Consider the following 19,676-nt stretch of genomic DNA (forward strand, 5'->3'; position numbering starts at 1 on the left):
AGTGTTCACCGGAATCGTCGAAGAACTGGGAGAGGTCGTCACCGTCGAGAAGCTCGACGACGCCTCCCGTTTCCGGCTCCGCGGCCCCCTCGTCACCGAAGGCGCCAAGCACGGCGACTCGATCGCCGTCAACGGCGTCTGCCTCACCGTCGTCGACACCGAGAACGGCGAGTTCACCGCCGACGTGATGGCCGAGTCCCTGAACCGCTCCAGCCTCGGCGCCCTCGTCCCGGGCTCCCGCGTCAACCTCGAGCGCCCCATGGCGCTCGGCGGGCGCCTCGGCGGCCACCTCGTCCAGGGCCACGTGGACGGCACCGGCACGATCCTCGAGCGTCAGCCGGCCGAGCACTGGGAGATCGTCAGGATCGGCCTGCCCGACGGACTGGGCCGCTACGTCGTGGAGAAGGGCTCGATCACGGTCGACGGCATCAGCCTCACCGTCGTACGGGCCGAGGACGACTGGTTCACCGTCAGCCTCATCCCCACCACCCTCGCCCTGACCACCCTGGGCCTCAAGCAGCCGGGCGACCCGGTCAACCTCGAGGTCGACGTCCTCGCCAAGTACGTCGAGCGGCTGCTCGGCCACCGCGCCGGTGGGGAGGGTGCCGCGTGAGCGCCCTCGACTGGCTCAACGGCGAGGCCTTCACGGCCTTCGGCCAGCACGTGATCTGGTCCGACATGATCGGCAACTGCGTCGGCCTCGCCGCCCTCGCCCTCGGCTGGCGCCGCTCCATAGCGACCTGGCCCGCCCAGTTCCTCTCCGGCGTCATCCTCGTCGCCGCCTACGCCTCCGCCCACCTCAGCGGCGGCATCGGCAAGCAGCTGCTGGTCATCGGCGTCGCGCTGTGGGGCTGGCGGCAGTGGACGCGCGGCAGCCGCAGCGCCCAGGACGGCTCCATCGCCGTCCGCTTCGCCACCTGGCGCGAGCGCGCCGTGCTGATCGCCGGCACCGCCGTCGGCACCCTCGCCGTCGGCTCCCTGTTCACCGCCGTGCCCGAGCTGTCCTGGAACCCCTGGCCTGACGCCTACATCTTCGTCGGCACCCTCGCCGCGATGGTGGCCCAGGCCCGCGGACTGGTGGAGTTCTGGTTCGCCTGGCTGCTCGTCGACGTGGTCGGCGTCCCGCTCGCCTTCGACAGCGGGCTCGCCTTCTCCGGCCTCGTCTACGTCGTCTATCTCGTCCTCGTCCTGTGGGGCATGCGCGACTGGTGGCTGCGGTCGCGCACGAGCCCGAAGACCGCGCCCGTTGCGGAAGGAGTAACGGCATGACCGCCGTGCAGAGCTGGTACGAGACCGAGGGCGGGGACGCCGACGTGCTGGCCCTCGACCCCGTCGAACGCGCCATCGCCGACATCGCCGCCGGCCGGCCCGTCGTCGTCGTGGACGACGCCGACCGCGAGAACGAGGGCGACCTCGTCGTCGCGGCCGAGAAGGTCACCACCGAGATCGTGGCCTTCATGATGAGCGAGTGCCGCGGCCTGATCTGCGTGCCCATGGAGGAGCCGGACATCGACCGGCTCGACCTGCCCCAGATGGTCGAGCGCAACACCGAGTCCATGCGCACCGCCTTCACCGTCTCCGTGGACGCCGGCCGCGCCCACGGCACCGACACCGGCATCTCCGCCGCCGACCGCGCCGTCACCATCCGGCTGCTGGCCGACCCGGCCGCCGTCCCCGGCGACTTCGTCCGCCCCGGACACGTCTTCCCCCTGCGCGCCAAGCCCGGCGGCGTGCTCGCCCGCAACGGCCACACCGAGGCCGGCGTCGACCTCGCCCGCCTGGCCGGGCTGCGCCCCGCCGCCGCCATCGTGGAGATCGCCGGGGAGGACGGCGCGATGCTGCGCCTGCCCGAGCTGGTGCCCTTCGCCCGCAAGCACGGCCTGTCGATCATCTCCATCGAGGACCTGATCGCCTACCGCCGGTCCGCCGAGCCCACCGTCCGCCGCGAGGCCGAGACCCGGCTGCCCACCGCCTTCGGTGACTTCCGCGCCTACGGCTACCGCTCCACCGTCGACGGCGTCGAGCACATCGCGCTCGTCGCCGGCGACCTCGGCGACGGCGACGACGTGCTGGTCCGCGTCCACTCCGAGTGCCTGACCGGCGACGTCTTCGCCTCGCTGCGCTGCGACTGCGGCCCCCAGCTGCACGCCTCCCTGGAGCGGATCGCGACCGAGGGCCGCGGCGTCGTCCTCTATCTCCGCGGCCACGAGGGCCGCGGCATCGGCCTGCTGCCCAAGCTGCGCGCCTACGAGCTCCAGGAGGACGGCCGCGACACCCTCGACGCCAACCTCGAACTGGGCCTGCCGGCCGACGCGCGCGACTACGCTGCCGGCGCACGCATCCTCACGGACCTCGGCGTGCGCTCGCTGCGCCTGCTGACCAACAACCCCGACAAGACCGCCGCCCTCGTGCGCCACGGACTCAAGGTCACCGGCCGTGAGCCCATGCCCGTACAGGCCGGCGAGCACAACCTGCGCTACCTGCGGACCAAGCGGGACCGCATGGGCCACGACCTGCCCTGGCTGGACGCCGAGCGCGTCTCCGCCTGCGGCAACCAGTGATCACACCACACCGACCGAGGAGAGTAGACACGTGAGCGGCAAGGGCGCCCCCCAGCTGAGTGTGAAGAACTGCCACGACCTGCGGGTGGCCGTGATCGCCGCGCAGTGGCACGAGAAGGTGATGGACGGACTCGTCGACGGCTCCCTGCGGGCCCTGCACGAGCTCGGCATCGACGAGCCGACCGTACTGCGCGTCCCCGGCAGCTGGGAGCTGCCCGTCGTGGCCAAGGTCCTCGCCGGCCGCGGCTACGACGCCATCGTCGCCCTCGGCGTCGTCATCCGCGGCGGCACGCCGCACTTCGACTATGTGTGCCAGGGCGTGACCGAGGGCCTGACCAAGGTCTCCGTCGACACCGGCGTCCCCGTCGGCTTCGGCGTACTGACCTGCGACACCGAGCAGCAGGCCCTGGACCGCGCCGGGCTGGAGGGCTCGGCCGAGGACAAGGGCCACGAGGCGGTCACCGCGGCCGTCGCCACGGCGGTGATCCTCCGTTCGGTGTCCGAGCCCTGGCACTGACGGCGGGGCGGACCGGCGTAGGGTAGGACCACCATGTCCAAGAAGACGTTCGAGGAGCTCTTCGCCGAGCTCCAGCAGAAGGCCTCCGCCGACCCCGCCACCTCCCGTACCGCCGAGCTGGTGGGCAAGGGCGTCCATGCCATCGGCAAGAAGGTCGTCGAGGAGGCCGCCGAGGTGTGGATGGCCGCCGAGTACGAGGGTGCCGAGGCCACGGCCGAGGAGATCTCCCAGCTGCTGTACCACCTTCAGGTGATGATGGTGGCCCGGGGAATCTCCCTCGACGACGTATACGCTCATCTCTGAGTCAGCCGTCTCCGAGTAAGCGCTTCCCGGCAGACTCCCTTCCCCGCACAACAACCCCACGCACAAAGGAAACCGACCTCATGCTGCGCATCGCCGTCCCCAACAAGGGTTCTCTCTCCGAGCCTGCGTCGGCGATGCTCCATGAGGCCGGCTACCGCCAGCGCAAGGACCGAAGGGAACTCGTCCTCGTCGACGCCGAGAACGAGGTCGAGTTCTTCTTCCTGCGCCCCCGCGACATCGCCGTCTACGTCGGCTCCGGCAAGCTCGACATCGGCATCACCGGCCGCGACCTGCTGCTCGACTCCGGCTCCCGGGCCGAGGAGATCATGCAGCTCGGCTTCGCCGGCTCGACCTTCCGCTACGCCACCCGCCCCGGCACCGCGAAGGACGTCGGCGACTTCGGCGGCATGACCATCGCGACCTCCTTCGCCGGCCTGGTCACCAAGCACCTCGCCGACAACGGCGTGGACGCCGACGTCGTGCACCTCGACGGCGCCGTCGAGACCGCCATCCAGCTCGGCGTCGCCGAGATCATCGCGGATGTCGTCGAGACCGGCACCACCCTGCGCAACGCCGGGCTGGAGGTCATCGGCGAGCCCATCCTCACCTCCGAGGCCGTGGTCATCCGCCGCCACGGCGCGCCGGTCGACGACCCCAAGGTCCAGCAGTTCCTCCGCCGCATGCAGGGCGTCCTCGTCGCCCGCCGCTACGTGATGATGGACTACGACATCCGGGTGGAGCAGGTGGACCGCGCGGTCGCCCTCACCCCCGGCCTGGAGTCGCCGACCGTCTCCCCGCTGCACCACGAGGGCTGGGTCGCGGTCCGCTCGATGGTCCCCTCCCAGGACGCCCAGCGCATCATGGACGAGCTCTACGACCTCGGCGCCCGGGCCATCCTCACCACGGGCATCCACGCCTGCCGCCTCTGACCGCCGCCGCACCGCCGCGCCGGAGAAGCACCGAGAGAGCCCCGAGGAAGAACGCAGACGTGTCCACCCCCGTGCCCGCGAGCGCCCTGCCGCCGCTGCCCGTCACCTTCCGCCCGACCCGCACCCGGATCGTGCTGCTGAGCATCGGCACCGCCCTGCTGGTCACGCTCACCGTGATGTCGCTGCTGCTGCAGACGCTCACCACGGGGGACCGGATCACCTTCATCTGCACCGGCCTGCTCGGCCTCGGCGTGCTCTCCCTGCTCAGCCGCCCCAAGGTCGTCGCCGCCGAGGACGGCGTCACCGTCACCAACCTGACGACGACCCGGCGGCTGGACTGGGCCCAGATCGTCCGCGTCAACCTGCGCTCGGGCGACGCCTGGGTCCACCTCGACCTCTCCGACGGCACCAGCCTGCCCGCCATGGGCATCCAGCCCGGCATCGCCCGGGACCGGGCCATCGCCGACGCCCGCACCCTGCGTGCGCTGGTCGAGGCACACGGCACAGGCCACTCCGCGACCTGAATCGCCGCCACTCCCACTTCCTTGATTACTCTGGTGCCACGGGCACACACGTGCCCCGCCCCTGGACCGGGGCACCTGCGAACCGAGGAGTGACTCCCTCCGGCGATGGACGGATCGTCCTGTAGTACCTGCGCCGCCCCCCACAGCGAGGCGGCGTCATGAGTATCACCGTGTCCCTGCTGCTGCTCGCGGCAGCCCTGCTCCTCATCCTGGCGAACGGCTTCTTCGTCGCCGCCGAGTTCGGTCTGGTGACCGTCGAGAAGCCGGAGGCCGAACGGGCCGCGGCCGACGGTGACCGCCGGGCCGGTACCGTGGTCGCCTCCCTGCGGGAGCTGTCCTTCCAGCTCTCCGGCACCCAACTGGGCATCACCATCACCTCCTTGGTGGTCGGCATGCTCGCCGAGCCCGCGCTCGGCCGGCTGCTCACCGTCCCGCTGACCGCCGCCGGGCTCCCGGACGGCGCCGCCCCCGGCGTCGCCGTCGTGGCCGGCATGCTGCTGGCCTCCGCCGTGCAGATGGTCGTGGGCGAGCTGGTGCCCAAGAACTGGGCCGTCTCCCGGCCGCTGCAGGTCGCGCGGTTCGTCGCCGGCCCGCAGAGCGTCTTCGCCCACTTCTTCCGGCCCGTCATCACCCTGCTCAACACCGTCGCCAACCGCCTGGTGCGCGCCCTGGGCGTCGAGCCCGCCGAGGAGCTGGCCTCGGCCCGCACCCCCGGCGAACTCGTCTCGCTCGCCCGGCACTCCGCCCGGGCCGGCGCGCTCGAGCAGGACACCGCCGACCTGTTCGTACGGACCCTCTCGCTCGGCGGCCTGACCGCCCAGCACGTGATGACCCCGCGGGTGAAGGTCAGCGCCCTGCAGTCCACCGCCACCGCGGAGGACGTCCTCAACCTCACCCGTGCCACCGGCCTCTCCCGCTTCCCGGTCTACCGGGAGCGCCTCGACGAGGTGATCGGCATGGTGCACCTCAAGGACGCCCTCGCCGTGCCCGGCCACGAACGGCTGCGCACCCCCGTCGGACGGATCGCCGTGGCCCCCCTGCTCGTCCCCGGCACCCTGCCGGTCCAGCCGCTGCTGGAGCAGCTGCGCAGCAGGCAGCCGATAGCCGTGGTCGTCGACGAGTACGGCGGCACGGCCGGAGTGGTCACGCTGGAGGACATCGTCGAGGAGCTCGTCGGCGAGGTGCGCGACGAGCACGACGCCGCCGACGCCGGCCGGCCGGACCTGGCCCCCGTCCCCTGCGATGAGGGCCGCCCGGCCTGGGAGGCCGACGGCGGCTGCCGCGTCGACGCCCTGCGCCGCATCGGCCTCGAGGCGCCCGACGGGCCCTACGAGACCGTCGCCGGCCTCGTCGCCGGCCTGCTCGGACGCATCCCCGCCCCCGGCGACGGCGCCGAGCTGCCCGGCTGGCGGCTGTCGGTGCGCAGGGTCGGCCACCACCGGGCGGAGCGCGTGCGCTTCGTCCGGACGGACGTCCCGGCGGGAGTACGCCGATGAGCGCGCTGCAACTCCTCCTCGCCGTGCTGCTGGTGCTGGCCAACGGTTTTTTCGTGGGCGCCGAGTTCGCCCTGGTGTCCGTACGCCGCAGCCAGATCGAGCCCCGGGCCGCCGAGGGCTCGGGCCGGGCCCGTACGGTCCTGACGGGCCTGGAGAACCTTCCGCAGATGATGGCGGCGGCACAGTTCGGCATCACCGTCTGCTCGCTGACGCTGGGTGCGGTCGCCGAGCCGACCGTGGCGGAGCTGCTCGAGCCCGTCTTCCACGCGGCGGGGCTGCCGCAGGGGCTCATCCACCCGCTGGGCTATGTGATCGCGCTGGCCCTCGTGGTCTTCCTGCACCTGGTCATCGGCGAGATGGTGCCCAAGAACCTGGCCATGTCCGCGCCCGACCGGGCGGCGCTGTGGCTGGGCCCCGGGCTGGTGACCTTCGCCCGGCTGTGCCGGCCGGTCACCCGGCTGCTCGGCGCCTGCGCGCACGGCGTGCTGCGGCTCTTCCGCGTCGAGCCCAAGGACGAGATCGAGGCCGTCTTCACCAGCGAGCAGCTCAACAGGCTGGTCGACGACTCCCGCCAGGCCGGCCTGCTGGAGCCGGAGCAGCAGGAGCGGCTCGAGGACGCGCTGGGGCTGGGCAGCCGGCCGGTGACGGAGGTGCTGCTGGACCCGGCCACGCTGGTGACGGTCGACCCGTCGGTGACGCCCCGGCAGATCGAGGAGCTGACCGTGCGCACCGGCTACTCCCGCTTCCCGATATGCGCCTCCCCGGGCGGTGCCTTCATGGGCTACCTGCACGTCAAGGACGTCCTGGACCTGGAGGACCGGGAGCGGGCGGTGCCGCAGCACATATGGCGGCGGGTGCAGACCGTACGGGCCGAGCTGCCGCTCGACGACGCGCTGACCGTCATGCGCCGGGCCGCCGCCCACCTGGCGGCGGTGACCGACGCGTCCGGGCGGGTGCTGGGGCTCGTCGCGCTGGAGGACGTGCTGGAGATGCTCGTCGGCGAGGTCCGGGATCCGGCGCACCGGGAGGTCCCGGAGGCACGGGCCCCGGAGGCACGGGCCCCGGAGACGGAGGAGGCGATGGCGGGCTGAGGCGCGGGGCCGGGGGCCGGCCGCGGCCCCCTCACGGCGCCGGGTCCTGCGGGTCGCGCGCGTCGCCCTGGCGGCGGCGCGGAGCCCCCCAGCCCGGTCCCGAGAGGATCTCGCCGTACGCCTGCATGAGGTCGGGCAGGCGCAGGGTCGCGAGGTCGTCGCGGGTCGGCGTGCCCGGGTACGCCGACAGCCGCAGATCGCGGTACGCGCAGCTCTTCTCGTACAGGGTGCGCAGGAAGCGGCCGTTGCCCAGCTCGTCGATCCAGCCCTGTTCGACGACGTGGCCGCTGATGCTGCGGAGTTCCTCCAGGGCCTCCTCGTCCCACGCGTCGCCGTTCTCCGCGGCCAGCACCTCGCCGATGGCGGTGAGCTCGGCCGGGCGGTAGCTCGGGAAGTCCACCCGGGTGGTGAAGCGGGAGTGCAGCCCGGGGTTGGCGGCGAGGAGGCGGTCCATGCCCTCGGGGTAGCCGGCCAGGATGACCACCAGGCGGTCGCGGTTGTCCTCGGCCCGCTTGAGGAGCACCTGCAGCGCCTCGTCGCCGTAGGCGTCGCCCTTGCTGTAGCCGGAGTTGGAGAGGCTGTACGCCTCGTCCACGAAGAGCACCCCGCCGAGCGCGGAGTCGATCAGCTCATTGGCCTTGACGGCCGTCTGGCCCAGGAACTCGCCGACCAGGTCCGCCCGCTGGGCCTCGACCAGATGGTCGCCGCCGAGCAGCCCGAGGGCGTAGAACACCCGGCCGAGGATGCGGGCGACCGTGGTCTTGCCGGTGCCGGAGGGGCCGGAGAAGACGAAGTGACGCTTGGGGGGCTGGACGGGCAGGCCCTGGCCGGCCCGCAGCCGGGCCATGTGCAGCTGCGCGGAGAGCGCCCGCACCTGCCGCTTGACGGGCTCGAGGCCGACCATGCGCTCCAGCTCGGCGAGCGCCCTGGCCAGCAGGACCGGGTCCGAGCGGCCGGGCAGCGGCGCCGGACCGCCCTGGGCCGGGACGCGGAACTTCTCGCGCACGCCGTCGGCCTCGACGGGGGCGCTGCCGGCGGGCTCGCTCTCCGGGCCGGTGCCCGTGAGGACGTCGAGGGCGTCGGGCACGCCCTGCGGCTCGCTCTCGGCGGCCGGATCGGCGGCCGGGCCGCCGCCCAGCGGCACGGAGGCGAGGTCCAGGTGGTCGTCGTCGAGGCCGTCGCCGTCCGCGTCGGCGATGGCGGTCAGCCGGGCCGCGGTGTCCATGAAGGAGGGGTCGACGCGGTGCACGGCGCGGTAGAGGGGGAGGGCAGCGGCGCTGCGGCCCGTGCCCTCGTGGGCGCGGGCGAGCCAGTAGCGCAGCTCCTTGCGCTGCGGCTGCTCGCTGCGGCAGCGCATCAGCGCGGCGGCGAGGAGCGGCTCGGCGTGTCCGTACATCTCCAGCCGGACCCGGGCCATGCCGCCGAAGAGTCCCGCCTCGATGCCCAGCAGCGGGTCGTCGAGCAGGGGTTCGGTGTGCCGTACGAGCTGGTCCCAGTCCTTGACCAGGTAGGCCCGGCAGGCGTGCAGGAAGCGCACCTGGGGGTCCGCCTCGACGGGCGGGCAGTCGGCGAGGGCCCGGTCCAGCTCGGGGACGTGCCGGCCGTCGAGCCAGTGCGAGGCGTGGGCCAGCAGCAGGTCGCGGCCGCTCTCCAGCACCGGCTGGACCCACCAGCCCAGCCAGTACCAGGAGTTGAGCGGGCGGCGGTGGCGGGCGCGCTGCTCGCCGAAGCGGTCGCGGTGCCGGTACATGCGCAGCAGCGCGGTGGTGGTCTCGGCGCGCAGCGCGTGCAGGCCGAGCCAGGCGTCCGCCATTCCGGGGTCGGCGCGCACGGCGGCCCGGAACTCCTGCTCGGCCTCGGTGTAGGCGCCCATGGTGTAGGCGTCGACGGCGCGAAGCCAGGCGAGTTCGGCCGGGGCGGGCGGGCCCTGCATGCCGAGATCCATCACGTCCCCCACAAACCTGCCCCCGTAGCGTGCCGTGCCGCCGGGCGAGTGCCTTGGCCGCGCCTTTCCGAACCGTTGTGCTGTGGACGGGAGTTGACCACGCGTGTCGAAGTGCCGACGCGCCCGGGCCGGCGGTGCCCGCCGACGGGTGCGCCGTCTCGCATCGTACCTGCGCGATCGGTGTCGGCCGAAGGGTGCGGGGGCGCGCTTGACAGCGATGGCGCGAGCCGGGGGCGGTCATGAAAGCGCCCCGGAGAGCGGTCACGGTGGGTGACGCGGGGGCGGACCGGGTGATGAGGCAAAGCGCTCAAATCGTGACGCGGCGGGCAGTACGAAGCCCCCGATCACGGGGGAACAACCGGGGGCTTCGCGTCTGCAAGCGGCCTGGGCGGGCCGCACATTGAGAACGTAAGTCCTGTACGGCCCCTGGGTCAAGCCGAGTTGGGGCAGTAGGCGGGGATCGTACGCAGGGACGCCACCGGCCGGCCGCCGACTGATCACGGACGGTGAGGGAGGGTGAAGGTCAGTCGGTTTTCTGGGGCCCCGGAAGCAACTCGTACCCCTCGATGCCCTGCAGCACCAGGAGTTCGGCGTACGGCCGGGAGGGGTCGGTAGTGAAATGGGCGCGCTCCGCTCGCTTCCAGCCGTCCCAGAATTCGGTCAGTTCGGGGCCGTCGCGGAGTTGACCCCTTTCCCAGGAGCCCTCGTTGGCCAACTCCATCCACAACAGGCACGCGAGATAAGGGCGGAGAGCCCGCCGGCCCGCGCCGACGCCCTCCACCAGCACCACCGGCGCCGCCGGCAGCTCCCGCTCCGCTCCGAAGCGCCGCGCCACCCAGTCGTACGCCCGGTACCGCGCGCTCTCCCCGCGGGCGAAGGGCGCGAGGACCCACTCGGTGAGCCGCCCGGTCCACTCGAACAGCTCCTCGTGCGTCGCGAGGTCGTCCAGATGCAGGACCGGAGCGCCGCCCAGGGCCACGGCCAGCCGCTCGCTGAAGGTGGTCTTCCCCGATCCGGCGTGCCCGTCGACGGCGACCAGGCGCACCGGGCCGACGGACGGCGGCAGCGCCCGCAGCCGGCGGGCGAGGGCGGTGAGCGCGTGGGGGCACGTCTCACCGCGGTCCGGGGGCTCCGGGGGGCCCAGGGGCCGGAATTGATCGTTCATCGGACCACCCTAGGACCGCCCCGCCCCCGGCCCGGCATTCCCGCCGGTATCGGGGACGCGCCGCGCGGGCATCACTGGCCGTGGACCGCCACAGCCGCGATAGTGGTCCGGCCGGTGCGGACCTCCACCGGGCCGGACCGCGCCCGCAGCCCCATCCACAGACGACTGGGGGACCACCGTCATGACCAGCAGACCCACGCCCCGCCGAGCCGTGCTCACCGCCGCCCTCGCCGTCGCGGCCGCCGCCTCGCCCCTCGCCTCGGTCACGCCCGCCTTCGCGGGCGCGTCCGGCGGCGACCCCGGCCCCGCCGAAGGGGCCGTCGACCACCGCGCCTGGGCCACGTTCCCGCAGTGGTCCGGCGGCCGGGGCGCGGGCACCCGCGTCGTCGGCGGCACCCGCCCCGGCCTGGTCATCGGCGAGTCCATCGGCACCTACGAGTACCGCGACCCCCACACCCAGGCGACGACGTCCTGGGAGTACGCCACCTGGCTCTCGCCGGTGCGCACCCTGCCCGCGCCCGCGACCGAGATCGTCGTCTCCTTCAACGCCCGCACCCCCGCCGGCACCTGGCTCCAGACCGAACTGCGCGGCACGTACACCGACCGCACCCGCACGCCCTGGTACGTGATGGGCCGCTGGACCTCCGGCGACGCGGCGGGCGACATCCGCAGGACCTCCGTGGACGGCCAGGGCGACGGCAAGAGCAGCGTCTCCACCGACACCCTCGCCGTCGACAACCCCGCGAGCGGACTGCGCCTGGCCTCCTACGAGCTCCGGCTCACCCTCTACCGCCGGCCCGGCACCCGGGCGACGCCCACCGTCTGGCGGCTCGGCGCGATGGCCTCCGACATCCCCGACCGCTTCACCGTCCCCGCCTCCAGGCCGGGGGAGGGGGCCGGCCACCGGCTGCGGGTGCCGCGCTACTCCCAGGAGATCCACAAGGGGCAGTACCCCGAGTACGACAACGGCGGCGAGGCCTGGTGCAGCCCCACCTCCTCGCAGATGGTCATCGAGTACTGGGGCCACCGGCCGAGCCGGGAGGACCTCGCCTGGGTCGACCCCGCCTACGCCGACCCCCAGGTCTGCCACGCCGCCCGGCACACCTACGACCACCAGTACAAGGGCTGCGGCAACTGGCCCTTCAACGCCGCCTACGCCGCCACCTACCCCGACCTGCAGGCCGTGGTCACCCGCCTGCGCTCGCTGAACGACGCCGAACGGCTCGTGCGCGCGGGCATCCCCGTCATCACCTCGCAGTCCTTCCTCGCCTCCGAGCTCGACGGCGCCGGGTACGGGACGGCCGGCCACCTGATGTGCGTGGTCGGTTTCACACAGAGCGGCGACGTGGTGGCCAACGACCCGGCGAGCCCGTCGAACGCGGCCGTCGAGCGCGTCTACAAGCGGAGGCAGTTCGAGAACATCTGGCTGCGCACCAAGCGTCGCAACGCCCAGGGAGAGGTCAGAAGCGGCTCGGGCGGCATCTGCTACCTGTACTTCCCGCTGCGCCCGACGACGCGTCAGGCGCGGGCGCTGGCCTCGGTCGGGGTGCGCTGAGCGGCGCCCGGGCGGCGGCCGGCCCTCCGCCGCCCGGGACCCCCGCACGTACGGCACATAGCTCCTTCATGTGATCATTTGCTGCAGTGACCCGAAGAAACGATCAATGGTGTGACCTTTGACGCGTTCCGGCGCCGGGCCGGGTGGCCCCGGATTCCCCGGCGAAGGAGATGCATGTCACGCGGTCGGGTGGTTTCGAACCGCTGCGAACGACACACCCGCAGGAGGCGAAGGTGAGTGGTGGCCGAATGCGGATCGCCCATTTCCGCTTGCTACTTCCATTCGAACGGACGATCAGTAGCCTCTGCTCAACACCCCTGAGATGAGCTGGAGACACAGTCTGATGGAGCGTTCCACCCGGGCCCCCCAGGGCATCGACCTGTCCGTACCGAACGAGCCGGGCCGCACGGTCCGCGTGCGGGGGGAAGGACGGCGGGGTGCGGGCCGAGCGGTCGGTTCTGCACTGCTGATGGGCCTTCAAAAAGGCCGTGCGCGCGGTGGCTCGGAGCACCGGCCCGGGACGGTTCCGGCAGCCCCGGCCGCGTATGCCGGACCGGCAGGGGTGGGGCGGAAGCCGTGAGCCGAGTGAGCAGTGGCAGAATGCTGCCCGTGAATCAAACCGCCGCCCCGGTTTCGTACGTCGCCATGGGTTCCCCGGGGACCGCCGTGGAGGCCGTCGGCTCCGATGCCCGGGACGACCGGCTGCGGCGCTTCGCGGCCATCTGGAGCCGCGCGGTCCATCCCGCCCTGACGGCACCCGCCATGGCCCGCGCCGAGTTCGAGCGCTATCTCGTCCCGCTCGCCCGCACGCTCAGCGACGCGCTGAGCGCCCGGCCGTTCGACCCCCGGCCCGCCGCCTCGGTCGGCGAGGCGCTGGTCCGGGCGCACTGCACCGACCCGGACGCCCTGCCCCTGATACTCGGCGTCATCGACGCCTACCTCGTGCTCTACTGCCCGCCCGACCGGCCCATGCCCGCCGAGGAGAGCCGGGCCCGCTGCTCGCGGCTGCAGCACGCCGTCGCCGCCGGTTTCGCCCGCGCCCTGCACGAGCGCACCCTCGTCGAGCAGGAGGCCGTCTGCGGCGCCGCCCTCGCCGCCCAGGCCGAGGCCGAACAGGCCCTGCACCGCAGCGAGGCCCGCTTCCGCGCGGTCTTCGAGGGGACGGCCGTCGGCGTCGGCATCGCGGACGTCGAGGGCCGCATCATGGACGTCAACAGGGCGGTCCTGCGGATGTTCGGCAACCTCACGAGCGCCCCGACCGGCCGCAACGTCGGAGAGCTCGTCCACCCCGACGACGCCCCCGAGTTCTGGGGCCTCTACCACGAGCTCGTGCGCGGCGAGCGCGACCACTACCGCGTCGAGAAGCCGTACTACCGCAGCGACGGCAGCGTCCTGTGGACCGACCTGTCGGTCTCGCTGCTCCGCGACGCCTCCGGCGCACCCCAGTACCAGCTCGCGCTCATGGAGGACATCACCGAGCGCCGCCGGCTGCACGAACGACTGCGCTACGAGGCCACCCACGACGCCCTGACCGGCCTGCCCAACCGCACCCTCTTCTTCGAGCGCCTCGACCGCGCGCTCGAACCCCGCGCGGACGGCTCGCGCCGCGTCAGCCTGTGCTACCTCGACATAGACGGCTTCAAGGCCGTCAACGACAGCCTCGGCCACACGGTGGGCGACCAGCTGCTCGTCGCCGTCGCCGAACGGCTGCGAGCCTGCGCCACCGGCCCCGGCGAGCTCGTGGCCCGCCTGGGCGGCGACGAGTTCGTGGCCCTGATCACCGGCCCCGCCGCCCCGGGCGACGCCACCGCCCTCGCCCGCCGGATGCTGGCCGCCCTCGCCGAGCCCGTCCATCTCGACGGCCGCCACCTGTCCGTACGCGCCAGCATCGGCGTCGTCGTCGACGGCGCGGCCGGCAAGCGCGGCGCCGCGGAGGTGCTGCGCAGCGCCGACATCACCATGTACCGAGCCAAGGCCGCCGGCGGGAACCGCTACGAGCTCGCCGACGCGGACTCCGACGCCCGCGCCATCGCCCGGCACAGCCTCACCAACTGCCTGCCCGCCGCGCTCGACAACGGCGAGTTCTTCATCGAGTACCAGCCGCTCGTCCGCCTCTCCGACGGCACCGTACGGGGCGCGGAGGCCCTGGTCCGCTGGCTGCACCCGGCCCACGGGGTGCTCGGCCCCGACCAGTTCATCCCGCTCGCCGAGAACACCGGCCTGATCGTGCCGCTGGGCCGCTGGGTCCTCGAGGAGGCCGCCCGCCAGGCCCGCTCCTGGAAGTCGGCCGGTACGTACGAGGGCCCGCTGCGCGTCAACGTCAACCTCTCACCGTCCCAGCTGCGCTACCCCGGCCTGGTCGCCGACACCGTCGCCGTCCTCGACGACGCGGGCCTCGACCCCACCGCCCTGTGCCTGGAGGTCACCGAGAACGCCCTCATCGGCGCCGACGAGGACGAGCTCCGCCCGCTGCGCGAGCTCGCCGACCTCGGCGTCGACATCGCCCTCGACGACTTCGGCACCGGCTACTCCAACCTGTCCTACCTGCGCCGGCTGCCGGTCAGCACCCTCAAGCTCGACCGGTCCTTCACCCGCGGCATGCAGCGCGCGCCCGCCGACCCCGTCGACGTGAAGATCGTCGAGGGTATCGTCTCCCTCGCCCACACCCTCGACCTGTCGGTGACGGTCGAGGGCGTGGAAACGGGTACCCAGGCCGACCACCTCCGTTTACTCGGCTGCGACACCGCACAGGGCTGGTACTACGCCCGGCCGGGCCCGCCGGAGCGCCTGCACACGCTCTCCCTGGCGGACGCGTCCTCGTCCTGACCTTCGTCGTCGGCGAGGACCCGTGCCTCGTGGTCCGTCAGCAGCCGCGAGCGGATCAGGAACCGCACCCCCTCGGGAGCCTCGAGCGAGAAGCCGCTGCCGCGCCCCGGCACCACATCCACCGTCAGGTGGGTGTGGCGCCACCGCTCGAACTGCTCGGCCGCCATCCAGAATCCGACCGGCTCGTCCACTTCCCCGACCACCAGCTCGGCCAGGAGCACGTCCGAGGCCCCCGTACGGAACTCGCCGCGCGGGTAGCACATCGGTGAGCTGCCGTCGCAACAGCCGCCGGACTGGTGGAACATCAGCGGTCCGTGCCGGGCGGTGAGGTCGCGGACGAGCCGCGCCGCGGCGGGCGTCAGCGCGATCCGCGACACGTCGGGTAAGTGTGCGTTCATGGAGCATCCCTCCTTATTGCGTCTCGAATCGTGTCGAGAGAGGTCAGCCTGCCCCGTGCCGGGCCTGATCGCCAGAGCAGGGTCCGGGCGGCCTGGCACGGGGGAGAAAACCGCTGGTGGCAGGGGCCGCACCGGGCCGAGAATGACCGGCATGGCACAGCAGTGGGACCACCTGGTCGAGCGGCACTCCATCCTGACCGTGGTCGTAGGGTCGCGTGCCTTCGGGCTGGCGACCGCCGGCTCCGACACCGACCGGCGGGGCGTGTACGTGGCCCCCACCGAGGACTTCTGGCGGCTGTCCAAGCCGCCCGCGCACCTCGAGGGCCCACTGCCGGAGCAGTTCGCCTGGGAGGTCGAGCGCTTCTGCGAGCTCGCACTGGCCGCCAACCCCAATCTGCTGGAGGTCCTGCACAGCCCGCTCGTGGAGCACCGCACACCGCTCGGTACGGAACTTCTCGAGCTCGCCCCGGCCTTCCTCTCCCGGCGCGTCCACCAGACCTTCGGCCGCTACGCCCAGACGCAGTTCGCCAAGGCCCGCGCCGCCCGGGAACGGGACGGCGAGCCCCGCTGGAAGCCCGTCGTCCATCTGCTCCGCCTGCTGACCAGCGGCTCCGCCCTGCTCGAGACCGGCACGCTGCGCACCGACGTCGGCGACGACCGGGACCGGCTCCTGGCGGTGCGCCGCGGGGAGCTGTCCTGGGAAGAGGTCGAGGTCTGGCGCGACCGGCTCACCGAGCGCATCGACCGGGCCCTGGAGCACAGCCCGCTGCCCGAGCAGCCGGACGCCGCACGGGTGGAGGACTGGCTGGTCTCGGTGCGGCGCCGGGCGCTTCGTACGCCCCGTGCGCCCCGTACGGCGGATCAAATCGCTGGCACACCGACGGGCGCCGCGCCCATGCTGGGCGAGTGAACACACCCGAGCACCACATGCACGATGAGCACCACATGCACGATGAGCACCACATGCACGATGAGAACGGCATGCACCACGAGCGTCCGAAGCATCAGATCCGCGCGTCGTACACGGACTCCACGGTCACCGTCTACCAGGCCTACACCCCGGCCATCGGGCTGCCCGCGGCCCGCGACGGACGCTTCCCCGGCAGCTGGAAGCGCGACCGCATGACATGGATCAAGCCGTCGTTCCTGTGGATGATGTACCGCTGCGGCTGGGCCGCCAAGGAGGGCCAGGAGACGGTCCTGGCCGTCGAGATCAGCCGGGAGGGCTTCGAATGGGCCCTCCGCCACGCCTGCCTGTCCCATTACGAGCGTGACCTGCACCCGGACGCGGCGGCGTGGAAGCGGCAGCTGAAGCAGGCGCCCACCCGCGTCCAGTGGGATCCCGAGCGCGACCTCCACCTACAGGCCCTGCCGTACCGCTCCCTGCAGCTGGGCCTCGCGGGTGAGGCGGCCCGCCGCTACGCGGACGAGTGGACGGTCTCGATCACCGACGTGACCCCGCTCGCCACCGAGATCCGCCACCATGTGCGCGAGGGCGCGCTGGACACCGCCGCCCGCCTGCTGCCCCGCGAGCGCCCGTACCCCGCGGACGACGCCCTCCTCGGCCACCTGCGGGCCTGACGGATCGTTACAGCTGACTGGGCGTATGCCCATGGAACGCGCCAGGGGCTACCCTGACTGCGCGGTCCCGGACGGTTCCGGCCATGCGAGCCTGCGACCGCTGACCACGGGCAGCGGCGGGGATCGGGCGGAATCGGGCCCTCCCCGGCTCTGGAGGGGGGAACATGTCCGACCTCATCGCTCTGACCGTGCAGGTCCAGCCTGCCCCGGACAGTGACCTGGAAGAGCTGGCGGACCTCACCGGGCGGCTCCGCGTCGAACTGCTGGAACTCGACGTCGACGCGGTCGAGCCCGCACGCGGTACCGCACCCGGTCAGGCCAAGGGCGTGGGCGCCCTGCTCGGCTGGCTGGCAGTGCAGCTGAGGACCGCCGAGATCCTGCACACGCTGGTGACCTCGCTGCGCAACTGGGCGCGGCGGACGGACCGTACGGTCGAGGTGAGCATCGACGGGGACACCCTGAAGATCACCGGGGCGACCTCCGAGCAGCAGGAACAGATCATCCGTGCCTGGCTCGCACGCCACGCATCCGGCGCCTGAGCTGCCCGCCGAGCGGCGGCTGGCCCTGGTCGTGGCGACCGCGCGGTACGACGACACGGCACTGAGCCAGCTGCGCGCTCCGGTGCGCGACGAGGCCGCTCTGCGTGAGGTCCTGTCCGATCCGCATCTCGGCGGATTCGCCGTGACGTCGCTGATCGACCGGACGGCGCGGGACATCCGGCTCGGGGTGGAGGACTTCCTGACCGACCGGCGCCCGGACGACCTGGTGGTCGTGTACCTGTCCTGCCACGGACTGGAGGACGCGCGCAGGAGGCTGTACTTCGCCGCCACGGACACGCGCAAGGACCGGCTGGCGGCCACCGGCGTGGGGTCGCAGTGGCTGTTCGACCAGCTGGGGGAGTGCCGGGCGCGGCGCCAGGTCGTCATCCTCGACTGCTGCTTCAGCGGAGGATTCGCCTGGGGAAGCAAGGGACAGAGCGACCTGCAGCTGGAGTGGCTGCGGGGAACCGGCCGGGGACAGGTCGTTCTCACCGCCTCCAGGGCCCATGAGTACTCGTTCGAAGGGACACCGCTGTCCGGGCGGGAATCACCCGGCTCGGTGTTCACCAGCGCCCTGGTGGCCGGCCTCCGCAGCGGTGCGGCCGACACCGACGGGGACGGGTTCGTCTCCGTGGACGAGGCCTACGAATACGCGGCCAAGGAGGTCCGGGAGGCCGGCGTCGCGCAGACCCCGCAGCGCTCCCTGACGGGAGGAGAGGGAAAGATCCTGCTGGCGCGCAGTGCCGCAGGCATCGTCGTGGTCCCCGCGAACCTGCCGGAGAAGTGGCGGGTGGGCCTGGAAAGCGCCAGCCCGCACATCCGGCTGGGCGCCGTCACGGACGTCGGCAGCTGGCTCACCGATCCCGACCCCGCCAAGGCGTTGGCCGCGCTCCAGGCCTTCGAGGAGGCGGCGGCCAACGACGTCCCGCTGGTGGCGAACTACGCTCACGCGCGGCTGGAGTCCTTGCGGCCGGCGCCCGTGCGGCAACGGCCGCCCGGATCCGTTGGAGCCAAGGGACCGACGGCACCGCCGTCACCACCCTTACTTGCACCACCCTTGCCACCGCCGCCGTCACCGCCCCTCCCCTTGCCGGCGCCGGCCGTGTCACCGCACCGCTCGGGGGCGTCTCCCTGGGGGCGGCGAACGCGCCTGATGGCGACGGGGCTCGTCGCCACGCTCATCGTCCTCGTCCTGCTCTTCACGCTGACCACCAGCAGCGTCGACCGCCCGCTGACGGGCCATGACCGGGCGATAGCGAGCGTGGCCTTCAGCCCGGACGGGAAGACGGTCGCGAGCGCGGGCGAGGACGGTGTGATCCTGCTGTGGAACGCGAGCACGGGCAAGCCCGAACGCCTCCTGCGCGACGCGCGGATGACGGTCGCCAACAGCGTGGTCTTCAGCCCCGACGGCAAGGCCCTCGCCAGCGGAGACATTCACGGCATCCACCTATGGGATCCGGCGACCGGCAGGCTTGTCCGTACGCTCGACAAGGACGCCGCCGTCAGCAGCGTGGCGTTCAGCCCCGACGGCCGGACGCTGGCCGCGGGAGCCGTCGACGGGAAGGTGCGGCTCTGGGATCCCGCCACCGGCGCGCTCGTCCACACGCTCGCCGGTCACCGGGACCCGATCAGCAGCGTGGTGTTCAGCCCCGGCGGGGCGTACCTGGCCACCGCCGGCGGGGCAGCCGTCCCGGCGGAGGGCGTGGGGGAGGGTGACACGGGGGTACGGCTGTGGAACCCCAGCACGGGAGACTTGATCCGTACCCTCCCGGGTGACAGCACGAAGGTGCAGGCCATGGCGTTCAGTCGCGACGGATTGGCCCTGGCCACCGCGTGCAGGGGCAGCTCGGTCTGGTTGTGGGACCCCGTCGGAGCAAAGAGCGGGCGCCCCCTGGAAGGCCATACGAGCAGCGTCAACGGCGTGGCGTTCAGCCCCGACGGAAACCTTCTCGCCAGCGCGGGCTCCGACAACACGGTGCGCCTGTGGAACAGGGACGCGACCGTCAAGGTCATCACGAGCCGCTTCCACACCTTCATCAGGAGTGTGGCGTTCAGTCCTGACGGCAGGACGCTCGTGAGCGGTGGAGGCGAGCTCGGCCGCGGTGTGTACATCGGCGGCGGGCACGGCGGGACGGCCGTGGAGCGGTGGGACGCCACGACCGGGAAGGCGCTATGACCTCACTTCAGGACTGAGCCGGCCCTCCTCCCCTGCCCGACGCCTCGGCGTCCGCCGGGCCGCCCGTGCC

The 19,676-nt window shown here is 72.7% G+C and carries 17 protein-coding genes and 1 pseudogene; 15 read left to right on the plus strand and 3 right to left on the minus strand.

Going from position 1 to position 19,676, the window contains the following annotated elements; genetic code table 11:
* Position 1 precedes the first annotated feature (1 nt).
* The 9 genes from IE295_RS20330 to IE295_RS20370 all read left to right on the plus strand — a co-directional run bounded on the left by IE295_RS20330 (position 2) and on the right by IE295_RS20370 (position 7,421).
* Complete coding sequence (locus tag IE295_RS20330) at positions 2-613, plus strand: riboflavin synthase (protein ID WP_190065114.1); 612 nt, start codon at positions 2-4, stop codon at positions 611-613.
* Complete coding sequence (locus IE295_RS20335; protein ID WP_190065115.1) at positions 610-1,269, plus strand: nicotinamide mononucleotide transporter family protein; 660 nt, start codon at positions 610-612, stop codon at positions 1,267-1,269. Before IE295_RS20330 ends, IE295_RS20335 begins: the two co-directional genes overlap by 4 nt.
* Complete coding sequence (locus IE295_RS20340; protein WP_190065116.1) at positions 1,266-2,561, plus strand: bifunctional 3,4-dihydroxy-2-butanone-4-phosphate synthase/GTP cyclohydrolase II; 1,296 nt, start codon at positions 1,266-1,268, stop codon at positions 2,559-2,561. Before IE295_RS20335 ends, IE295_RS20340 begins: the two co-directional genes overlap by 4 nt.
* A 31-nt stretch (positions 2,562-2,592) precedes the next feature.
* Complete coding sequence (gene ribH, locus IE295_RS20345; RefSeq protein ID WP_190065117.1) at positions 2,593-3,078, plus strand: 6,7-dimethyl-8-ribityllumazine synthase; 486 nt, start codon at positions 2,593-2,595, stop codon at positions 3,076-3,078.
* A 33-nt stretch (positions 3,079-3,111) separates the two neighbouring features.
* A complete protein-coding gene (locus IE295_RS20350) occupies positions 3,112-3,381 on the plus strand; it encodes a phosphoribosyl-ATP diphosphatase (protein WP_086574932.1) in 270 nt (89 codons plus the stop codon).
* An 80-nt stretch (positions 3,382-3,461) separates the two neighbouring features.
* Entirely contained in the window at positions 3,462-4,310 is an 849-nt protein-coding gene (gene hisG / locus IE295_RS20355) for an ATP phosphoribosyltransferase (protein ID WP_190065118.1), read from the plus strand.
* 59 nt (positions 4,311-4,369) lie between these two features.
* Positions 4,370-4,834, plus strand: coding sequence for a PH domain-containing protein (locus IE295_RS20360; RefSeq protein WP_224323176.1), 465 nt, complete (start codon positions 4,370-4,372; stop codon positions 4,832-4,834).
* 164 nt (positions 4,835-4,998) lie between these two features.
* Entirely contained in the window at positions 4,999-6,330 is a 1,332-nt protein-coding gene (locus IE295_RS20365; protein WP_190065164.1) for a hemolysin family protein, read from the plus strand.
* Positions 6,327-7,421: a hemolysin family protein gene (locus IE295_RS20370; protein ID WP_190065119.1), complete on the plus strand. Its 1,095-nt coding sequence runs from the start codon at positions 6,327-6,329 to the stop codon at positions 7,419-7,421. Before IE295_RS20365 ends, IE295_RS20370 begins: the two co-directional genes overlap by 4 nt.
* 31 nt (positions 7,422-7,452) lie before the next feature.
* On the opposite strand, the gene IE295_RS20375 is transcribed toward IE295_RS20370, so the two are convergent.
* On the minus strand, positions 7,453-9,366 hold the full coding sequence (locus IE295_RS20375; RefSeq protein ID WP_190065120.1) for an AAA family ATPase: 1,914 nt from the start codon (positions 9,364-9,366) through the stop codon (positions 7,453-7,455).
* Between the two features lie 523 nt (positions 9,367-9,889).
* The gene (locus IE295_RS20380; protein ID WP_224323175.1) at positions 9,890-10,531 is read right to left on the minus strand and encodes a uridine kinase family protein; all 642 of its coding nucleotides are present in this window, start codon (positions 10,529-10,531) and stop codon (positions 9,890-9,892) included.
* A gap of 181 nt (positions 10,532-10,712) precedes the next feature.
* Here IE295_RS20380 and IE295_RS20385 point away from each other — a divergent pair, with 181 nt between their 5' ends.
* Complete coding sequence (locus IE295_RS20385; protein WP_190065121.1) at positions 10,713-12,086, plus strand: C39 family peptidase; 1,374 nt, start codon at positions 10,713-10,715, stop codon at positions 12,084-12,086.
* Between the two features lie 645 nt (positions 12,087-12,731).
* Positions 12,732-14,912, plus strand: coding sequence for a putative bifunctional diguanylate cyclase/phosphodiesterase (locus tag IE295_RS20390; protein WP_190065166.1), 2,181 nt, complete (start codon positions 12,732-12,734; stop codon positions 14,910-14,912).
* A gap of 32 nt (positions 14,913-14,944) precedes the next feature.
* On the opposite strand, the pseudogene IE295_RS20395 reads toward IE295_RS20390, so the two are convergent.
* A pseudogene (locus IE295_RS20395) lies at positions 14,945-15,310 on the minus strand (DUF779 domain-containing protein); the annotation flags it as partial.
* Between the two features lie 151 nt (positions 15,311-15,461).
* Here IE295_RS20395 and IE295_RS20400 point away from each other — a divergent pair.
* The 4 genes from IE295_RS20400 (at position 15,462) to IE295_RS20415 (ending at position 19,606) form a co-directional block, all read left to right on the plus strand.
* A complete protein-coding gene (locus IE295_RS20400; protein ID WP_190065123.1) occupies positions 15,462-16,220 on the plus strand; it encodes a nucleotidyltransferase domain-containing protein in 759 nt (252 codons plus the stop codon).
* Positions 16,221-16,273: 53 nt separating this feature from the next.
* Positions 16,274-16,891: a DUF4291 domain-containing protein gene (locus IE295_RS20405; protein ID WP_224323174.1), complete on the plus strand. Its 618-nt coding sequence runs from the start codon at positions 16,274-16,276 to the stop codon at positions 16,889-16,891.
* A 164-nt stretch (positions 16,892-17,055) separates the two neighbouring features.
* Complete coding sequence (locus IE295_RS20410; RefSeq protein ID WP_190065124.1) at positions 17,056-17,430, plus strand: hypothetical protein; 375 nt, start codon at positions 17,056-17,058, stop codon at positions 17,428-17,430.
* On the plus strand, positions 17,396-19,606 hold the full coding sequence (locus IE295_RS20415) for a caspase, EACC1-associated type (RefSeq protein ID WP_190065125.1): 2,211 nt from the start codon (positions 17,396-17,398) through the stop codon (positions 19,604-19,606). Before IE295_RS20410 ends, IE295_RS20415 begins: the two co-directional genes overlap by 35 nt.
* The last annotated feature ends 70 nt before the right edge of the window (positions 19,607-19,676 follow it).

Source organism: Streptomyces griseocarneus (genome assembly GCF_014655595.1).
GTDB classification, from domain to species: domain Bacteria; phylum Actinomycetota; class Actinomycetes; order Streptomycetales; family Streptomycetaceae; genus Streptomyces; species Streptomyces griseocarneus.